Annotated in this window: 15 protein-coding genes; 10 read left to right on the top strand and 5 right to left on the bottom strand. The window is 46.0% G+C overall.

What is annotated here, in order from left to right; translation table 11 throughout:
- Positions 1-15 precede the first annotated feature (15 nt).
- Positions 16-2,004 (bottom strand): NAD-dependent DNA ligase LigA, encoded by a 1,989-nt coding sequence (gene ligA, locus H8698_RS06315; protein WP_249311757.1) that lies wholly within the window; start codon positions 2,002-2,004, stop codon positions 16-18.
- A 228-nt stretch (positions 2,005-2,232) separates the two neighbouring features.
- Here ligA and putP point away from each other — a divergent pair, with 228 nt between their 5' ends.
- From putP to H8698_RS06300, 3 genes are all read left to right on the top strand, one after another.
- Positions 2,233-3,792, top strand: coding sequence for a sodium/proline symporter PutP (gene putP / locus H8698_RS06310; RefSeq protein WP_249311756.1), 1,560 nt, complete (start codon positions 2,233-2,235; stop codon positions 3,790-3,792).
- A 68-nt stretch (positions 3,793-3,860) separates the two neighbouring features.
- Complete coding sequence (locus H8698_RS06305) at positions 3,861-5,033, top strand: NAD(P)-dependent malic enzyme (protein ID WP_249311755.1); 1,173 nt, start codon at positions 3,861-3,863, stop codon at positions 5,031-5,033.
- Between the two features lie 102 nt (positions 5,034-5,135).
- Positions 5,136-5,297, top strand: coding sequence for a hypothetical protein (locus tag H8698_RS06300; protein ID WP_249311754.1), 162 nt, complete (start codon positions 5,136-5,138; stop codon positions 5,295-5,297).
- Here the strand turns inward: H8698_RS06300 and H8698_RS06295 are convergent.
- The gene (locus H8698_RS06295) at positions 5,292-6,182 is read right to left on the bottom strand and encodes an AraC family transcriptional regulator (protein WP_249311753.1); all 891 of its coding nucleotides are present in this window, start codon (positions 6,180-6,182) and stop codon (positions 5,292-5,294) included. The two genes, H8698_RS06300 and H8698_RS06295, sit on opposite strands and share 6 nt — an antisense overlap.
- A 937-nt stretch (positions 6,183-7,119) precedes the next feature.
- Here H8698_RS06295 and kduI point away from each other — a divergent pair.
- A complete protein-coding gene (gene kduI, locus H8698_RS06290; RefSeq protein ID WP_249312269.1) occupies positions 7,120-7,950 on the top strand; it encodes a 5-dehydro-4-deoxy-D-glucuronate isomerase in 831 nt (276 codons plus the stop codon).
- An 11-nt stretch (positions 7,951-7,961) separates the two neighbouring features.
- Positions 7,962-8,747: a gluconate 5-dehydrogenase gene (locus H8698_RS06285; RefSeq protein ID WP_283245407.1), complete on the top strand. Its 786-nt coding sequence runs from the start codon at positions 7,962-7,964 to the stop codon at positions 8,745-8,747.
- 61 nt (positions 8,748-8,808) lie between these two features.
- Here H8698_RS06285 and H8698_RS06280 read toward each other — a convergent pair whose 3' ends face one another.
- The 3 genes from H8698_RS06280 to H8698_RS06270 are packed head-to-tail and all read right to left on the bottom strand — an operon-like array spanning position 8,809 to position 11,418.
- A complete protein-coding gene (locus H8698_RS06280) occupies positions 8,809-9,471 on the bottom strand; it encodes a DUF2628 domain-containing protein (RefSeq protein WP_249311752.1) in 663 nt (220 codons plus the stop codon).
- A gap of 17 nt (positions 9,472-9,488) precedes the next feature.
- Positions 9,489-10,709, bottom strand: a complete 1,221-nt coding sequence (locus tag H8698_RS06275; protein ID WP_249311751.1) for a PDDEXK family nuclease — start codon at positions 10,707-10,709, stop codon at positions 9,489-9,491.
- Positions 10,696-11,418 (bottom strand): PrsW family intramembrane metalloprotease, encoded by a 723-nt coding sequence (locus H8698_RS06270; RefSeq protein ID WP_249311750.1) that lies wholly within the window; start codon positions 11,416-11,418, stop codon positions 10,696-10,698. Before H8698_RS06270 ends, H8698_RS06275 begins: the two co-directional genes overlap by 14 nt.
- A gap of 152 nt (positions 11,419-11,570) precedes the next feature.
- Between H8698_RS06270 and H8698_RS06265 the strand changes: the two genes are divergently transcribed.
- From H8698_RS06265 to mutS, 5 genes are read left to right on the top strand one after another with little or no spacing between them, the layout of a single operon-like run.
- Positions 11,571-12,146: a hydrolase gene (locus H8698_RS06265; protein ID WP_249311749.1), complete on the top strand. Its 576-nt coding sequence runs from the start codon at positions 11,571-11,573 to the stop codon at positions 12,144-12,146.
- An 11-nt stretch (positions 12,147-12,157) separates the two neighbouring features.
- The gene (locus H8698_RS06260; RefSeq protein WP_249311748.1) at positions 12,158-13,099 is read left to right on the top strand and encodes an AEC family transporter; all 942 of its coding nucleotides are present in this window, start codon (positions 12,158-12,160) and stop codon (positions 13,097-13,099) included.
- 23 nt (positions 13,100-13,122) lie between these two features.
- Positions 13,123-14,538 (top strand): tRNA (N6-isopentenyl adenosine(37)-C2)-methylthiotransferase MiaB, encoded by a 1,416-nt coding sequence (gene miaB / locus H8698_RS06255; protein WP_249311747.1) that lies wholly within the window; start codon positions 13,123-13,125, stop codon positions 14,536-14,538.
- Between the two features lie 25 nt (positions 14,539-14,563).
- Positions 14,564-14,968: a YlbF/YmcA family competence regulator gene (locus H8698_RS06250; protein WP_177680492.1), complete on the top strand. Its 405-nt coding sequence runs from the start codon at positions 14,564-14,566 to the stop codon at positions 14,966-14,968.
- A 20-nt stretch (positions 14,969-14,988) separates the two neighbouring features.
- On the top strand, positions 14,989-17,586 hold the full coding sequence (mutS, locus tag H8698_RS06245) for a DNA mismatch repair protein MutS (protein ID WP_249311746.1): 2,598 nt from the start codon (positions 14,989-14,991) through the stop codon (positions 17,584-17,586).
- The last annotated feature ends 13 nt before the right edge of the window (positions 17,587-17,599 follow it).

Here is a 17,599-nt window from a genome sequence, read left to right as displayed (position 1 = left end):
CCGTCGTTGCGGCATTCATTTCGTCATGCTGAGCAATTCCTCTATCGTTAGAACAGGAATGTTCAGTTCTTGCGCCTTGGCAAGCTTACTGCCCGCATCCTCCCCGGCGATGACATAGTCTGTCTTTTTCGATACGCTTCCTGCGGCGGTTCCGCCGTTATCCTCAATTATTTGAACAATGTCGCCCCGGCTAAAGCCTTCAAACTTTCCGGTAATAACAAACTTTTTGCCTGCGCATGCGCTGTCTGTTTTCGGCTCAGGCGCAAAGGAAGTCTGGTTTACCCCCAGGGCTTTCAGCCGCAAAATCAGCTCCTTGTTCTCCGGACGGCTGAAAAAGTCGCAAATATTTGCAGCGGTTTTTTCGCCAATGTCAGGAATAGCGGTCAGTTCCTCCTCGCTTGCTTCCATAATATTTTCCATAGTCCGGAAGTGCGCTGCAATGGTTTTGGAGGACTTCAAGCCGTTTAACTGAATGCCCAGCGCAAACAATAGCCGGTAAAGGTCATTTTGCTTGCTTTTTTCAATGGCGGAAATCAAGTTTTCCGCGCTTTTGTCACCCATTTTTTCCAGGGCGGCGATATCCTCTTTAGAGAGCTCATAAAGGTCGGCTGCCGATTTGATGTGGCCAACGTCTAAAAGTTTTTCCAGTATGGCAGGGCCTAAACCCTCGATGTCCATAGCGTCCCGGGAGGCAAAGTGCATCAGCCGCCTGAGCAGCTGTGCGGGACAGCTGTCTCCGGTGCATTTGTGGGCGGCTTCACCCTCAACGCGCACAACCGGCGCGCCGCATTCCGGACAGACAGCTGGCATTTCAAAGGGAATCTCGTTCCCTGTACGGTCTTTTTTTTCAACGCCGACAATTTCCGGAATAATGTCTCCGGCCTTGCGCACATAGACGTTATCACCAATTAAAATGTCCCGCTCGCGGATAAAGTCCAAATTATGAAGGGTAGTGCGGCTCACTACGCTGCCTGCTACCCGAACAGGCTCAAGAACTGCGTTGGGCGTGATTTTTCCCGTTCGGCCCACCTGTACGACAATGTCCAGCAGTTTTGTTTTTTTCGTCTCTGCGGGGAACTTAAACGCAACCGCCCAGCGGGGGCATTTCGACGTGGCGCCTAAAAGCTCCCGGGTGCGAAGGTCGTTTACTTTAATTACCGCACCGTCAATCTCAAAGGGCAGGTCGTCCCGCAGGGCGCCGATTTTTTCCACCTGGGCAAACGCACCTTCAATCGAATTCGACACGTTGTTTTGATAAACGGTTTTAAACCCCAGCTGTTTGAGTTTTAATAGTCCCTCGTGATGAGTGGCGATGTTTAACCCCTCCTCGCGCTGAATGTTAAACACAAAAATGTCCAATCCGCGCTCTCTTGCAATGGAGGAGTCTAACTGTCTTAAAGACCCAGCCGCGGCGTTTCGGGGATTTGCAAACAATGGTTCGCCCTTTGCCTGTTTTTCGTCGTTCAATTTGTCAAAGGTGGCTTTGGGCATAAACACCTCGCCCCGCACCTCTAAATATGGCACAGCTTCTTTTAACCGCAGCGGAATGGAGTTTACGGTTTTTAAGTTCTCCGTTACATCTTCTCCCACAAGGCCGTCGCCCCGGGTGGAACCGCGGACGAACAAGCCGTTTTCATACTCTAAAGAAACGGACAGACCATCAATTTTATATTCCGTCACATATTCAATTTTTCCCGGAACAGCCTCCCGTACACGTTTGTCAAACTCTAAAATTTCTTCTTTTGAAAACGCATCGTTCAAACTGAGCATGGGCACCTCGTGAGTGACGCTTTCAAAGCCCTCGATTACGCTGCCGATAACCCGGACAGTGGGGGAGGCGGGGTCTTTTAAGTGGGGATATTTTCCCTCCAGGTCCTTCAGTTCCCGCAGCAGCATGTCATATTCATAATCAGAAATTTCAGGACTGTCCTCCACATAATATTTGTGGGAATGGTATGTTAAAAGCTCCGTAAGCTCTTTCATTCGTTTCTCGGCGTTTTCCATTTGTTTACTCCTTTTCATAGCATATTTCTATTATATCCCACCCGCGAAAAAAAAGCAAGACGCAGCAAAATTTTATTATAAATGATTGAAGTTTACAAAATGTTCATATTTATTTTACATAGATTTTACATAAAATATTCACAACACCTGTCAGTTTATGGTATAATTTACATATTATGCGCCCCGTTTTAGGTTAATGCGGGGGAAAATAAAATTGGAGGGGTTAACATGACATCAGACAGAATTCAAATTTTGATTGCCATGTGCTGTTACATGGCGGTCATTGTCTTGATTGGTGTTTATTATGCCAAGAAAGCAAACGAAAATTCTGAAAACTACTTTTTAGGCGGCAGGGGCTTAAGCCCGTGGGTTGCAGCCATGAGCGCGGAGGCTTCCGACATGAGCGGCTGGCTTTTGATGGGGCTTCCCGGCGTTGCATATTGGTGTGGCCTGGCTGACGCTGTTTGGACGGCAATCGGCCTTGCTGTTGGTACATATTTAAACTGGCTCATCATTTCAAAAAGGCTCAGGCGTTACAGCGTTAAAGTTGGGGCGATTACGCTTCCTGAGTTTTTCTCCAACAGGTTTAAAGAAAAGAAGGGCATTATCATGGCGATTTCTGCCCTGTTTATCTTAATCTTTTTCACGGTTTATGCGGCAAGCTGTCTGGTTACCTGCGGCAAGCTGTTTTCCACGCTGTTTCAAACATCTTACATTTGGATGATGATTTTAGGCGCGGTATTTGTTTTGTTCTACACATTCCTGGGGGGATTTTTAGCTGAGAGCGTGTCGGACTTTTTGCAGGGCATAATCATGATTATTGCCTTAGTGGCAGTTTTAGCTGTCGGCACGGCAAGCGCCGGCGGTTTTAACGCGGTTTTGGAAAACTCAAAGAATATTCCGGGATTTTTAGAATTTTTTGGCACGGCAACCCCTGCTTTAAATGAAAGCGGTGTTCAGGCTGTGCAGGCAGGCGCACCTGTGTTTGGCCCAAGGGCAACCTACAGCGCGCTGACAATTGCATCGGCTTTAGCGTGGGGGCTGGGATATTTCGGCATGCCTCAAGTACTGCTGCGCTTTATGGCAATCCGCAAGGAAAACGAGCTGAAAATGTCCAGAAGAATTGCAATCATCTGGTGCGTTATTTCCCTGATTGCCGCTGTTGTAATCGGTTTAATCGGGCGTACGCTGTATCCTACGGATTTGCTTACAAAGAGCTCGGCTGAAAATGTGTTTATTTTAATGTCAACCAATTTGCTGCCGCCGCTTTTAGCAGGTTTTGCCATGGCGGGAATTCTGGCGGCAACCATGAGCTCGTCCGACTCCTATTTGTTAATTGCATCGTCGGCTCTGGCGCGAAATATTTACAGCGGTTTGTTTAAAAAGAACGCAACCGACAAACAGGTTATGAATGTTTCAAGAATTACGTTGGTTATTATCACGTTGATTGCAATTGTCATTGCCTTAGACGAAAACAGTGTTATTTTCAGCATTGTGTCCTTTGCATGGGCGGGCTTTGGTGCGACATTTGGCCCGCTGGTGGTGTTCTCGCTCTTCTGGAAACGCATTAACAGCGCTGGCGCTGTGGCGGGCATGGTCGGCGGCGGAGCCATGGTGTTTTTGTGGAAGTTAGTGATTGCGCCGATGGCCGGCGGTATTTTCGCCATTTATGAACTGCTTCCGGCGTTTATTTTCTCAAGCCTTTGCATTGTTGTTGTGTCGCTTTTAACCAAGGCGCCGTCAGACGAGGTTGTGAAAGATTTTGAAGAGGTTCGGCTAAATAAGTAAAAAAAAATTACATTGCGCTCCGGCGGTTCTGCCGGAGCGTATGCGCGCATATAAGGAGAAAAACTAGAATGGATGTAAAAAAACAAGCACTGGATAAGCACTTTGAATGGAAAGGCAAAATTGAAGTAGTTTCAAGGACAGAGGTGAAAAATAGTCAGCAGTTATCCACGGCCTATACGCCCGGGGTGGCGGAACCGTGCCTGGCGATTCAAGCGGATGTAAGCAAGTCGTATGAACTGACCCGCCGCTGGAATTTGGTTGCGGTGATAACCGACGGTTCAGCGGTTTTAGGCCTGGGCGACATTGGACCGGAGGCAGGCATGCCCGTTATGGAGGGAAAATGTGTGCTGTTTAAAGAGTTTGCTGACGTAGACGCATTTCCCCTTTGTATTAAAACACAGGACGTAGATGAAATTGTAGAAACCATTTATAACATTTCCGGCAGTTTCGGCGGTATTAATTTAGAAGACATTGCGGCGCCCAGGTGCTTTGAAATTGAACAGAAGCTCAAGGAACGGTGTGACATTCCAGTATTTCACGATGACCAGCACGGCACGGCCATTGTGGTGGCCGCGGCACTGATAAACGCATTAAAAGTGGTTGGAAAAAAGATGGACGAAATTAAGCTGGTAATTAACGGCGCCGGTTCTGCGGGAACTGCCATTGCAAACCATCTGCTTCGGCTGGGCGTGAAACATCTTGTAATGTGCGACCGGTTTGGCATTTTGTGCGAGGGAATGGATGGGTTAAACGACGCGCACAAAGAAATGAGCAAAAGAACCAACCGTGAAAAGCAAATGGGTACGCTGGCCGACGCGCTTTGCGGAGCTGATGTGTTTATCGGTGTTTCCGCACCTAACATTGTAACCGAAGAAATGATTCAAAAAATGGCGGACAAGCCCATTGTGTTCCCTATGGCAAACCCCGTGCCGGAAATTATGCCAGACAAGGCACTGGCCGCTGGCGCAGCCGTGGTGGGAACAGGCCGGTCTGACTTTCCTAACCAGATTAACAATGTGCTGGCCTTTCCCGGAATTTTCAGGGGAGCGTTAGATGTCCGCGCGTCAGATATTAATGAAGAAATGAAAATGGCGTCTTCCTATGCCATTGCCGGCTTAGTGTCAGACGGGGAGCTCTGCGCAGAATATATTTTGCCGAAGGCGTTTGATCCCCGTGTGGGGAAAACTGTGGCAGAAGCTGTGGCAAAAGCCGCAAGGTTAAGCGGCGCGGCAAGAATTTAGCATAAAAATCCGGCGGAATCTCCGCCGGATTTTTTTATTTCGTTGACATCTATTTCCCGTTATAGTAAAATAAAAGAAAAGGCAGGAAAGGTGGTATTTTGTTTGAAAGAATGTGTTTTAAAAGATGGGCCGTGCACAAACTGCGGGGAGTGCGACCTTTGCGATTTAGATAAAACAAAAAAATGCGACAACTGCGGAAGGTGTATTGACACAGACGCAGCGTCGCGGGCAATAAAAATTGACAAAGTCATTATGGATTTATGATTTCGCAATACGATTTTTTTCGCTGTTAAATTTTTTGTGGGAAAAGTTATACTTTCCCGGAGACACGCCGACGAATTTTTTAAACACCCTGATAAAGTTGGCATAGTCGGAAAAGCCGCAGGCTAAAGCGGTGTCGGAAACGCTTTTTCCCTGGGACAAAAGTTTTTTCGCCTCGGAAATACGCTTCGACATAATGTATTTGGCAACGGTGGTGCCAAAACGCTTTTTAAACAGCTTGCAAAGTTGGTTCACCGAAACATAAGACTTTTTTGCCAGCCGTTCCAGCGTCAGTTCTTCAGAAAAATGGGCATTGATGTAGAAAATTGTGTTCATAATCATTTCGTCGTCGATATAAACTGCTTTTTTCGTTTCTGCGCGCTTCATAAAATATTGGTTTACCAGCACCAAAATGGTATTCACCGCGGCGTTTTTCAAGATGTCGTCCCCAAAGCCGCTGTCGCTGCGAAACAAAATAAAAAGCTGTTCAATTTCAGCAATTTCGCTGTCGTTTAAGGCAATTTTGTTGGAAATGCCATCGCCGCGGGTATAAAAACACCGAGATAAATCGGTTTCTTCGGTGGAGTTGGCAATGAAATATTCCGGGTGGATTTGTAAAACAAAACGGGCAAAAATCAGGTTTGGGTCTGCGGTAATTTTGTGGGGTTCGAACTGGTTTAAAATAAAAAGGTCGCCGTCGTTTACGTCATATGCCTTGCCGTCAATCAAAAAGCTTTTTCCGCCGGAAAGGCACAAAAGCACTTCACAGCAGTCGTGCACATGGATGTTTAGATCGGGATTTTGCTCCTCAGAATAGTAGACGCCGAAAGTGCGGGTGTCTGACGCGTGGGAAATTGCGTCCGCGCATTTGCTAAACAAAAACGGCATTTTCATTTCTCCCTTTTTCAGATTTGTCATGCTTTTTCTATTTTATCACGTTTGTGTGGAAATTGCAATAAAAAATGCAATAATTGCAAAGAAATTGCATGTAGTGTGTGATATTATAAGAATAAACGAGAGGAGGCTGGTGGTTATTTTAAAACTTTCTGTTGAAAACAAAAGCGGCGAAGTAGCGGCTGAATTTTGCGGCAATGTGATTGACACGGTTTTGAAACACTCGTATCAAGAAGGGGACAGACTGATTCTTAACATTGGAAACAAGGGCTTTGCCGAGGTGCAGTTTGACGAAACGCTGGCAAAAAGCGTGGTTTATCTTGCAAACGGCAGCTTTGAATTTCGGATTCCCTCAGAGAGCGAAACTTGTTATCACCCAAAAGCGTTCCGTGGTCCGGAGCACAAAATTTTTGCGCGGGCATTGGATGACGAGGAAAGCTTTGCATACCGCAATATCGCCTTAAACGCATGCGACAGGCCGGAGAATGCTCGTGTGTTTCCTCATGCGGAGGCAAATTTTGTTACCCGGGGAGACTCGTGCTTTTATGCCAGAAACGCCATTGACGGCGTGTGCGAAAACACGTCCCACGGAGCATATCCTTACCATTCCTGGGCAGGCGGCGCCAGAGAAGACTTAGAGTTTACCATTTGGTTCGGCGCAGAGGCAGAGGTAGACAAGCTGGTGTTTTTTTTAAGGGCTGACTTTCCCCACGATACCTATTGGAAGTCGGCAGACATTACATTTTCAGATGGAAGCGTTGTAAAAGCGGAGTTTTGTAAAACTGCTGAGGGACAGACCGTGACGTTTGACAAAAAGAAAACAACCTTTGTTCGTTTCAAAAACTTTAAACAAATATCCGAGCCGCTCTCGTGGGCTGCGCTTACGCAGGTTGCGGTTTACGGAAAATACATAAAAAAGGAGTTGGACACTTTGGAAATTAGAAATGCATCGAATTCTAAAGACGTTAAATTTTACACAACCGACAGATTAAGAGAAGAATTTTTAATCACAAACCTGTTCACAAAGGACAATATCCGCATGGTATACAGCCATATCGACAGGATTATTACAGCGGGCTTAATGCCGGTGTTACAGGAGCTAAAGCTGGAAGCAGGCAAGGAGCTTGCGGCGGACTTTTTCCTGCAGCGTCGTGAAATGGGCTGCATTAACATCGGCGGAAAAGGCATTATCACCGTGGACGGCACGGAGTATGTAATGGAACCCAGAGACGGTATTTACATCGGCATGGGCAACAAAGAGGTTACCTTTAAAAGCGTAAACCCCGACGAGCCCGCAAAGTTTTATATGAGCTCCTGCCCGGCGCACAAGTCTTATCCCATTGTGAAAATTGACATCAGCAAGGCGAAAAAGGTGCCCTGCGGCAGTGTGGAAGACTGTAATAAGCGCGTGATTAACCAGTATATTCATCCTGAGGTAATGCAAAGCTGCCAGCTTTCTATGGGACTTACCCAACTGGAGCCGGGGTCGAACTGGAACACCATGCCTTCCCATACCCACGACAGAAGAATGGAAGTTTATCTCTATCTCGATATGGATGAGGATAACGTCGTGTTCCACATGATGGGCGAGCCCAGCGAGACGCGTCACATTGTAATGCACAACGAAGAAGCGGTAATCAGTCCCAGCTGGTCAATCCACAGCGGCGTTGGCACAAAGGCATATTCCTTTATTTGGGCAATGTGCGGCGAAAATCAGGAATTTGACGATATGGACCATATTCAGACAAAAGATTTAAGATAGGAGGCAAATTTATGTTTCGTTTAGACGGAAAAGTTGCGCTGGTAACCGGCGCGTCATATGGAATTGGGTTTGCAATTGCAAAAGGCTTGGCCGGCGCAGGAGCAACCATTGTTTTTAACGATATTAAACAGGAATTGGTAGACAAGGGCTTAGCCGCTTATAAAGAAGAGGGAATTGAGGCTCATGGCTATGTGTGCGACGTAACAGATGAAAAAGCAGTAAATGCATTTGTGAAGGCCGTAGAAAAAGAAGTCGGCGTGATTGACATTTTGGTGAACAACGCAGGCATTATCAAACGAATTCCCATGTGCGACATGTCGGCCGACGAATTCAGACAGGTGATTGACGTTGACCTAAACGCGCCGTTTATTGTGTCGAAAGCTGTTATTCCTTCTATGATGAAAAAGGGCGGCGGCAAAATTATTAACATTTGCTCCATGATGAGCGAACTGGGCCGTGAAACGGTTTCCGCTTATGCTGCGGCAAAGGGCGGCTTGAAAATGCTTACCAAGAATATTGCCAGCGAATATGGCGAATATAATATTCAGTGTAACGGCATTGGGCCCGGATATATTGCAACTCCCCAGACAGCGCCCCTGCGCGAAAAACAGCCCGACGGCTCGAAGCACCCGTTCGATTCGTTCATCATCTCCAAAACCCCTGCGGCAAGATGGGGCAACCCGGAAGATTTGGCCGGCCCTGCAGTATTTTTGGCGTCGGAAGCTTCTAACTTCGTAAACGGCCACATTCTCTATGTAGACGGCGGAATTTTAGCTTACATCGGCAAACAGCCGTAAGATAAGAACTCTCAAATCCAATCAAAAAGCGGAAACGTAAAACTTTACGTTTCCGCTTTTTTCATATTAAAGCTTTCACCATGTTTTTCATGAACGCAAATAAAAATCCGAATAAAAACTCAAGCAATAAATAAACAGCGATAGAACGGCCGCTGGTTCCGCCTTTCTTTATGTAATAATATTTTTTTGAATTATCATCCATGGTTTTGCCATAGATAATTTCGTTTTCCGCGTGGCGCATGTAGACATAGTTTCCAAATAGACCATAACAAACCCATAATGCAAGAGAGAAAACCAGGTTAATTGGATAGGGCAACAAACGGCTAAAAACAAAGTTCGTTGAATAAACAATAGCACAAATGCCATACATTTTTCTATAAACCAACCAACAGTTTCCAAACAAAAAAGCTGCCCAATTCCAGCTTATCTTAGAATTTGTTACCCTCATTTTTTGGAATTTGTTTCTGTAATATACCTGGTTATCACAAATAAAATAAGCTAAATCATTCTCGTTTACAACGAGCCGCGCCTCATTAGGATTTTGCGTTGTGTATTGCTGATTTTGATCCCAATTTTGAAATGCATCCGATTTTTCATGGTCTACATTCAAGCTAGTACCGCATGCGGTACAATAGTTTTGTTTCGAATCACATTCCGCTCCGCATCCCGGACATTTTTTTAACGCCCCGGGGGTGGCAGTGTTAGATAAATTTTCATAATTCATCCTAAAATCTCTCCTTTTTAATTTTTTATATTATCGCTAAGCCGTTTTATAAATTCTTCGCGGCTCATTTCATGCACATTCCGAATGAGTTTAATGTTCATAGCCTGGGCGCGCTGTATAAAGGATTCCCGGGCGTTGTAATATGTCATCACCAAAATCTTTTTTGCATATTTGCCGCCGAAACGCTCTGCAACGGTGCTTAGTTTATACAGCTCACCGGAATCGACGCCGCCGTTTTTGCAGGAAATAAACACGGGAATAGCGCCTGTGGTTGCCAAAACGTCAATTTCATTTTTCACGTCGTCAAACTCATCCGGCGGGTTTTCCCAGTCAATTACCGCGCCGCTTACCGCACTGCCGACTAAGGAAGAGCCGCTTAAGGATTTGGCTGACAGCACGCACAAAAGGGTGTAAAGCTCTAAAACCGTGCCGGATTTCGACAGGGCGCGAAGCATTTGCTTATTTTTAAAAGTGAAGCGACGCATATCGCCAGTTCTTTTTTCAAATAAAATGCCCTTTGCAGTAAGCTGGGACAAAACCGATTCCATGCAGGCAATTTTATAGGAGCTGTTTTTTAAGCCGGACTTAAAGTAGTTTTGCGGAACGGAAAAGGTTAAGCCGTCCCGATCCAGGTTTTGTACGTCGGTTAAAGGGGAGAGCACCTCAATCGCGGCGTTCCAGTCCCCGCAGTTTTTGCGCAGAATATGCCAAAGTGCGATGACGTCGCGCTGCATGGTGCCGTCTAATTTCAATGGAACCGTTTTTCCGCTCCCAGGTGCGCCGTATTCAATCATGCCGCCGAACAGGGTAATGGCTTCGTCAACAGTCAGCGAGGCACTTTTTGTTTCCCTGGTTTCCCCGGAATTATGGAGAATGGTTTTCACCCTGCCGCTTCTGGGATTGATGGAATGCAGCGGAATATTGCGTTTGGCCGCCACTGCACCCATAGCCACTAAAATCAGCTCCTCGCCGCCGGTTAAATCGAAAACACAGTCGGGATAAGCGTCGATAAACCCGTTTAACTTTTTCACAACTGAAGCATATTCCGTGGTGTTAACGCTCTCAATTAATATTTTAGTGTGAATATTCTTATTTGCCAAAACCTGCGCCATGTTTTTTTGAAACGCCGCTAATTTTTTTAAGTCCCTGCCGAAAAGAACCACGCGCTCGGGCTGAAACATTAACGTGCCAATGATGTTTTCCAGCATTTCGCGGTCAAAAAATTCAACAATTGTCATAGGGTTCACCTGCACTTTGATAAAAATATCGGTCATTCTCTGAAAGATTTCGCACTGTGTGAAACGCAAAATAATATAAAAAAACCATAAACGCCGCAAAAATCAGCATGGAGAATTTATTTGCCTGAAACAGCAGAAAGTCGAAAAAACCATGGAGCAAAACAGGAACGCCCAGGGCAAAAACAAGGTTTAATTTAAAGGGCAAAAACCGTCCGTTTAAAAAATGCCGCCGCGACGCGGAATAAAACAAACCCATGAATATACCGAACATCATGTGCCCCGGGACGGAAAGCACCGCCCGAACCACACCGGTGTAAAATCCATTGGCAAAGACATACATAATGTTTTCAGGCGTGGCAAACCCCAGGGATATGAAAACAGCATAAACCACCGCGTCGAATGTGCAGTTAAATTCAGAAAGCCTCCAGCTGGCAGCATAAAGAGCAATTAGTTTCATCAGCTCCTCTGTCAGCGCCACAACGAAAAACGCATCGATTAAATTATAAATAACAACGGATTGAATGACCGCGGCATTTAAAAGTTTCGTTCCCAAAATTTCTATCACTGCCGCGGGAATTACGGTCAGCGTTCCGAAAAAGAACATTTTGGAGAGCACCCAGAGGGGTTCTTTTTCAACCCGGTCTTTCCTATACATATATAGCATTAAAACAATGGTTGGAAGCAGGGAAATTAAAAGCAGCCTTTTCATAAAATCGAAACCTTTACAAGTGGTATTTTTCTAAATTTTAACATAAATCATACGCAATGTCAAAAAAATTAATCCCCGCATTAATTTTTCTTTGAAAAACATGGGGAATTATGATATAATAATATAAAATATGCCATAAGAGGGGATTGTATTTGACAAAAAAAGAAGAATTTATCAATCTTTATCAAACCAATATTACACGCGAAGGCGGCGATAAGCTGTTAGAATATTTAGATTCGCCCCAAAGCGATTTTTTTACCGCCCCTGCAAGCACACGGTTTCACGGCGCTTTTGAGGGTGGGCTTTTGGAACATTCGTTAAACGTATACCATTGCCTGTGCGACTATTTGTCGCGGGATCGGGTAAAGAACACCTACAAGCTTTGCTATCCCGACGAGTCGGTTGCAATCTGTGCCCTGCTGCACGATTTATGCAAGGTGAACTGCTATGTGAAGGGAACGAGGAACAAAAAGGACAAACACGGCGTGTGGCAAACGGTGCCCACCTTTGAATATGCAGATGACATGCCCTACGGTCACGGAGAAAAATCTGTTTACATCATTTCTGGCTTTATGCGGCTCACCCGTGAAGAGGCCTTTGCCATTCGCTATCACATGGGATTTTCCGGCTGCGAACCGCAAAACAACATTGGAGCGGCCTTTGAAAAATATCCCCTTGCCTTTGCCCTCTCAACGGCAGACATGGAAGCAACTTACTTTTTGGAATAGGTGGTTATACGATGGATATGTCAGTGATCATAGACCCGATTGTTAAGCTGTTTATTGCAATTTTAATCGGGTTTGTGTCTGTTAAAGCAGGATATCTTTCGGCAGATATGCGAAATGTGCTGTCGAAAATCATTATTAAGGTTACGCTGCCGCTGATGATTATTACGTCGCTTTTGTCAAAAGATTTAAGCGGCGACACGGCAATGAATGCAGCGGTTGCGGCAGTTTCCGCCGTGGTGGTGATGACGGTTTTATATTTTTTAGGCCTTGGCACGGCAAACCTTTTCCGTTTAAAGGAACCTACAAAAACCCTCCATGCGGTTTTGAGCGGAAGCGGCAACGTGGGCTTTTTGGGCTATCCTGTTGCCCTTGCGGTTTTTGGAACGGAGGGTCTTTTTTATGCGGTGATTTACGGTATGGTGAACGACGCTGTTTTTTGGACGGCAGGCGTCTATTTAATCAACCGTTCCGGCGGTTCGCTGGTAGGCAGACAGGCTTTAAAAAAATTGGTTAATCCCAACACCGTGGCGTTTTTAATTGGAATTCCCCTTTTATTTTTCGGCGTTAAGCTTCCGCCGGTTTTAAACGACGCGTTTACCGGAATCGGCTCTTGCACCACTTACATGTCCATGCTGTTCATCGGCATGACGCTGGCGACCATTGACATTAAAAGCCTTTACAAGCGCGTGTCTATGATTGCGCCGGCGCTCATTAAAATGGTGATTGTGCCAGTGCTGGTCAGCATGCTGTTTGTGCATTTTGGCTTAAATCCTGTTACCATTGGCGCAGTGGTTTTAGAAATTGCAATGCCGGCGCAGACTGTTGCGTCTATTGTGGCAATGGAAGCGGGCTCCGACGAAAAATATGCTGCGGAGTATATCTTTTTTTCAACGCTTTTAAGTCTTTTGACACTGCCGCTGATCTACTACATAATGGAACGAATTATGGCGTAAAATAGTAAAGGAGTTTATCATAGATGCAGAGAAAAGATGTTTTCGTTTCGGAAGAGGAATTAAAACGGCAGAAAGAATTTGTGCAGCAGGTACGCGGGCTGTATGCTGAAAAAGGCAAAACGCCAAAAGCGCTTGTGGAAACCTATGGCTGTCAGCAAAATGAAAACGATTCCGAGCGCATTAAGGGCATGCTGTCTGAAATGGGCTTTGCCTTTACTGACAGCCGGGAGGACGCGGACTTTATTTTGTTTAACACTTGTGCGGTGCGGGAGGGCGCTGAAATGCGCGTTTTGGGCAACGTGGGGGCGCTAAAGCACTTAAAAGCAAGGCGGCCTGACTTAATTGTCGGCATTTGTGGATGTATGATGCAGCAGGAGCACATGGTGAAAAAGCTGAAGTCGAAATATAAGCATGTGTCGGTGATTTTCGGAACACACTCGCTGTACCAGTTCCCCGAAATTCTATATAAAGCCGTGTGCAAAAATGAGCGTGTGATTAGCCTGATTGACAGCGAGGGAAGAATTGCCGAGGACATTCCCGTATACAGGGAAAACACCGCCAGCGCATGGGTTTCAATTATGTATGGCTGCAACAACTTTTGCTCATACTGCATTGTGCCTTATGTGCGGGGCAGGGAGAGGAGCCGCGAGCCGGAGAAAATTTTAGAGGAAATTAAAAGCTTAGCACAAAACGGTGTGAAAGAAATTACCCTTTTGGGTCAAAACGTGAACTCTTATGGCAAGGATTTAGACCGAAATGTTGACTTTGCAGATTTGCTCTTGCTGGCAGATAAGGTTTCCGGCATACGCAGGATCCGGTTTATGACTTCCCACCCGAAGGACATGACGGACAAGCTGATTGAAACCTTGCCAAAGGTGAAAAAGCTGTGCGACCAAATCCATTTGCCATTTCAGGCGGGCAGCGACAGAATTTTAGAGAAGATGAACAGGCGTTATACAAAAGAAGGCTACATCCATTTAGTGGAGAGAATTCGGACGGCAATGCCAAACGCCGTGTTTACCACCGACATTATTGTTGGGTTTCCCGGCGAATCAAAAGAGGATTTTAACGAAACGATTGATGTGTTAAAGCGCGTGCGGTTTGACAGCGTGTTTTCGTTTATCTATTCCAAGCGGGAGGGAACGCCGGCGGCCAAAATGCCAAATCAGGTGCCGGAGGATTTAAAGCATAAGCATTTTGACGAATTGTTAGACGTTCAGAACAAAATTTCCCGGGAAATTAATGAAACCTATGACGGAAAGACCGTTGAAATTATGGTTGAAGGTTTAAGCAAAACGAACGAAACTATGATGTGCGGCAGAACAAGCGGCGGAAAGATTGTGAACTTTCCCAAAGACGACGCGCTTTCAGCCGGCGATTTTGTTCACGTGAAAATAACGAAAATAAGCACATGGTCCCTGACAGGGGAACGTGTTTAAACCTATAACAGAAAGGCAGAAAGATATGAACGATATTTTAGAAATGGCACAGAATTTGGGCCAGGCAATCGCAGATTCCGAAGAAATGAAAGTGTTCCACGAGATGGAAAAAATATTTTATGAGGATGAAGAGGCCCAGCGGGTGATGAACGAATATGAAGCGGAGCGGGCGAAAATGACCGTAAAAGCGAAAGAAACGGGAATGACGCCGGAGAGCTTAAAGCTTTTTCAGAGCGAGATGAAAAAAAGCATGGACAAGCTGATGGCAAACAAAACCGTGAAGGAATATTTAGAAGCAAAGTCAAATTTTAACGATATTATTAAAAAAGTAAATTCAATTATTTCGTTCTGCATTCAGGGCGAGGAGCAGGAGCTGGCTTCTGAGGGCGGCTGCTCTGGCAACTGCGGCTCCTGCGGGGGATGCCACTAACAAATAGGAGGGGTTATTATATGACACCAATGATGCGCCAATATTTGGACGTGAAAAAGAACTACCCTGACTCCATTTTGTTCTTTCGGATGGGTGATTTTTATGAAATGTTTTTAGACGACGCTATTTTAGCGTCAAGAGAATTAGAAATAGCGCTGACCAGCCGTTCCAAAGGGGAGGATGGGGAGAAAAACCCGATGTGCGGCGTGCCGTATCATGCGGCGGACGCTTACATCGATAAGCTGATTGCAAAGGGCTACAAGGTGGCGATTTGTGAACAGTTAGAAGATCCTGCCACGGCCAAGGGGATTGTAAAGCGGGATGTAATTCGTGTTGTTACCCCCGGAACGGTGATCAACTCGAAAATGCTGGACGAAAAAAAGAACAACTTTCTCTGCGCGGTTTATGGCCACAAAACAACCTTTGGCGCAGCATTTTCCGATTTAACCACAGGCGAGGTATTTGTTACCAGCGTCAGCGGACGGCAGCGTTTGATTGACGAAATTGCGCGGTATAGCCCCACCGAAATTGTGGTAAGCAGCGAGGTTTTTAAAAATACCAAGCTGCGGGACGAGCTTAGGTACCGGTTTAACGCATCGCTTGAAATGATTTCAGCCGAGCCTACTCGCGACAGCTGCGAACACTTGATTTACCAGTGGTTTCATATCACCGACTTGTCAGAGCTGCATCTTTCGGAGGACTACTTCACGGTAAATGCGCTGGGCATGATTTTAATGCATTTTGAAGAGACGCAGAAAATGCAGATTGGCCATATAAAGCGCGTCAGTGCCTACAGTGAAAATGAGTTTATGGACATTGACATTTTTACCCGGAGGAACTTGGAAATTACCGAAACCATGCGGAGCAAGGCGAAAAAAGGTTCTTTGTTGTGGGTGCTGGACAAAACAAAAACCGCCATGGGCGGCAGGCTGATGCGCTCTTTTGTGGAAAAGCCTCTGATTGACTGTGCACAAATTGCAAAACGGCATTATGCTGTGTCGGAGCTGTTTGAGGCTACAGATAAAAGGGAGCAGGCAATGGAGGTTTTGGAAGGGATTTACGACATTGAGCGTCTGCTGGGAAAAATCTCCTGCAAAAGTGCGTCGCCAAAAGAAATGATTTCTTTAAAACAGTCGCTGCAAAACCTGCCACAGGTGGAGTTTTTGCTGTCTGGTCTGAAAGCGCCGCTGTTCCGCCAGATGTATGAACGGATTGATACGTTAGAGGACATTGCAGAGCTGATAGACGCCGCTATAACAGAGGAGGACACGCCGATTTCGCTAAAAGACGGCGGAATTATTAAAACGGGTTACGACAGCCAGGTAGACGAATTTCGTAATCTGGCGGAAAATGGGCAGTCGGAAATTGCGAAAATTGAAGCGCGGGAAAAGGAACTCACCGGCATTAAAACCCTGCGTACGGGCTATAACCGGGTGTTCGGCTATTACATAGAGGTTTCAAAATCCTACCGGGACAGCGTGCCGGACAGGTATATCAGAAAACAGACGCTCACAAATGGAGAGCGGTATATCACAGAGGAACTGAAAGAATTAGAAACAAAAGTTTTGGGCGCTTCGGAATTTTTAAAAGCAAGGGAATATGAGCTGTTTTGCGGTATTCGCGACAAGGTAGCCGAGGCGGCGGCAAGAATTCAGACATCGGCCTCAGTTGTTGCACATCTTGATGTGATTTGTTCGCTTTCTGAGGTGGCAGTGAAAAACGGCTACACGATGCCCTGTGTTGACGCTTCGGATAAAATTGAAATTAAAGGCGGCAGGCACCCAGTGGTGGAAAAAATGCTGGACGATGCGCTTTTTGTGCCCAACGACACGTCGTTAGACTGCGGCGACAACCGGATGTTAATTATAACCGGCCCCAACATGGCGGGAAAGTCTACCTATATGCGCCAGGTGGCGGTGATTGTGCTGATGGCGCAAATTGGAAGTTTTGTTCCGGCAGAGAGCTGCCGCATTGGCGTGTGCGACAAAATTTTTACCCGTGTTGGCGCGTCGGACGACTTGTCTGCAGGGCAGAGTACCTTTATGGTGGAGATGACCGAGGTGGCGCAAATTTTAAAGCACGCAACAAAACGGAGCCTGCTGGTGTTAGACGAAATTGGCCGGGGAACCAGCACCTACGACGGATTGTCGATTGCTTGGGCGGTTTCAGAGTATATTGCGAACAAGAAAAAAATCGGCGCACGCACGCTGTTTGCCACACACTATCATGAACTGACGGAGCTGGAAAACAAGCTAGATGGCGTGAAAAACTATTGTATTGCCTGCAAAAAGCGGGGAGACGACATCATCTTTTTAAGGAGGATTGTGAAAGGCGGAGCGGATGAAAGTTATGGAATTGAAGTCAGCGCCTTAGCGGGTCTGCCAAAAGAGGTGGTTTCCCGTGCAAAAGAAATTTTAGCAAAAATTGACGCGAAGGAAGCCGACGTAAGCGGCGTTTCCAAGCAGCCACAGGAGGAAAACACAGACTTTCAAATTGGTTTTACCGACATTAAGAATAACCGTTTAGCGGAAGAGCTTTCCGGCCTTGATGTGACCACTCTAACCCCTATAGAAGCGCTCAACAAGCTTTATGAGCTGGTGAAAATTGCAAATGAATAAGAACAAAACGAAA

This window comes from Congzhengia minquanensis (genome assembly GCF_014384785.1).
Taxonomy (GTDB): Bacteria; Bacillota; Clostridia; order UBA1381; family UBA9506; genus Congzhengia; species Congzhengia minquanensis.
Note: the sequence above shows the minus strand (reverse complement) of the source record. Positions and strands in the feature narration are given on the sequence as shown.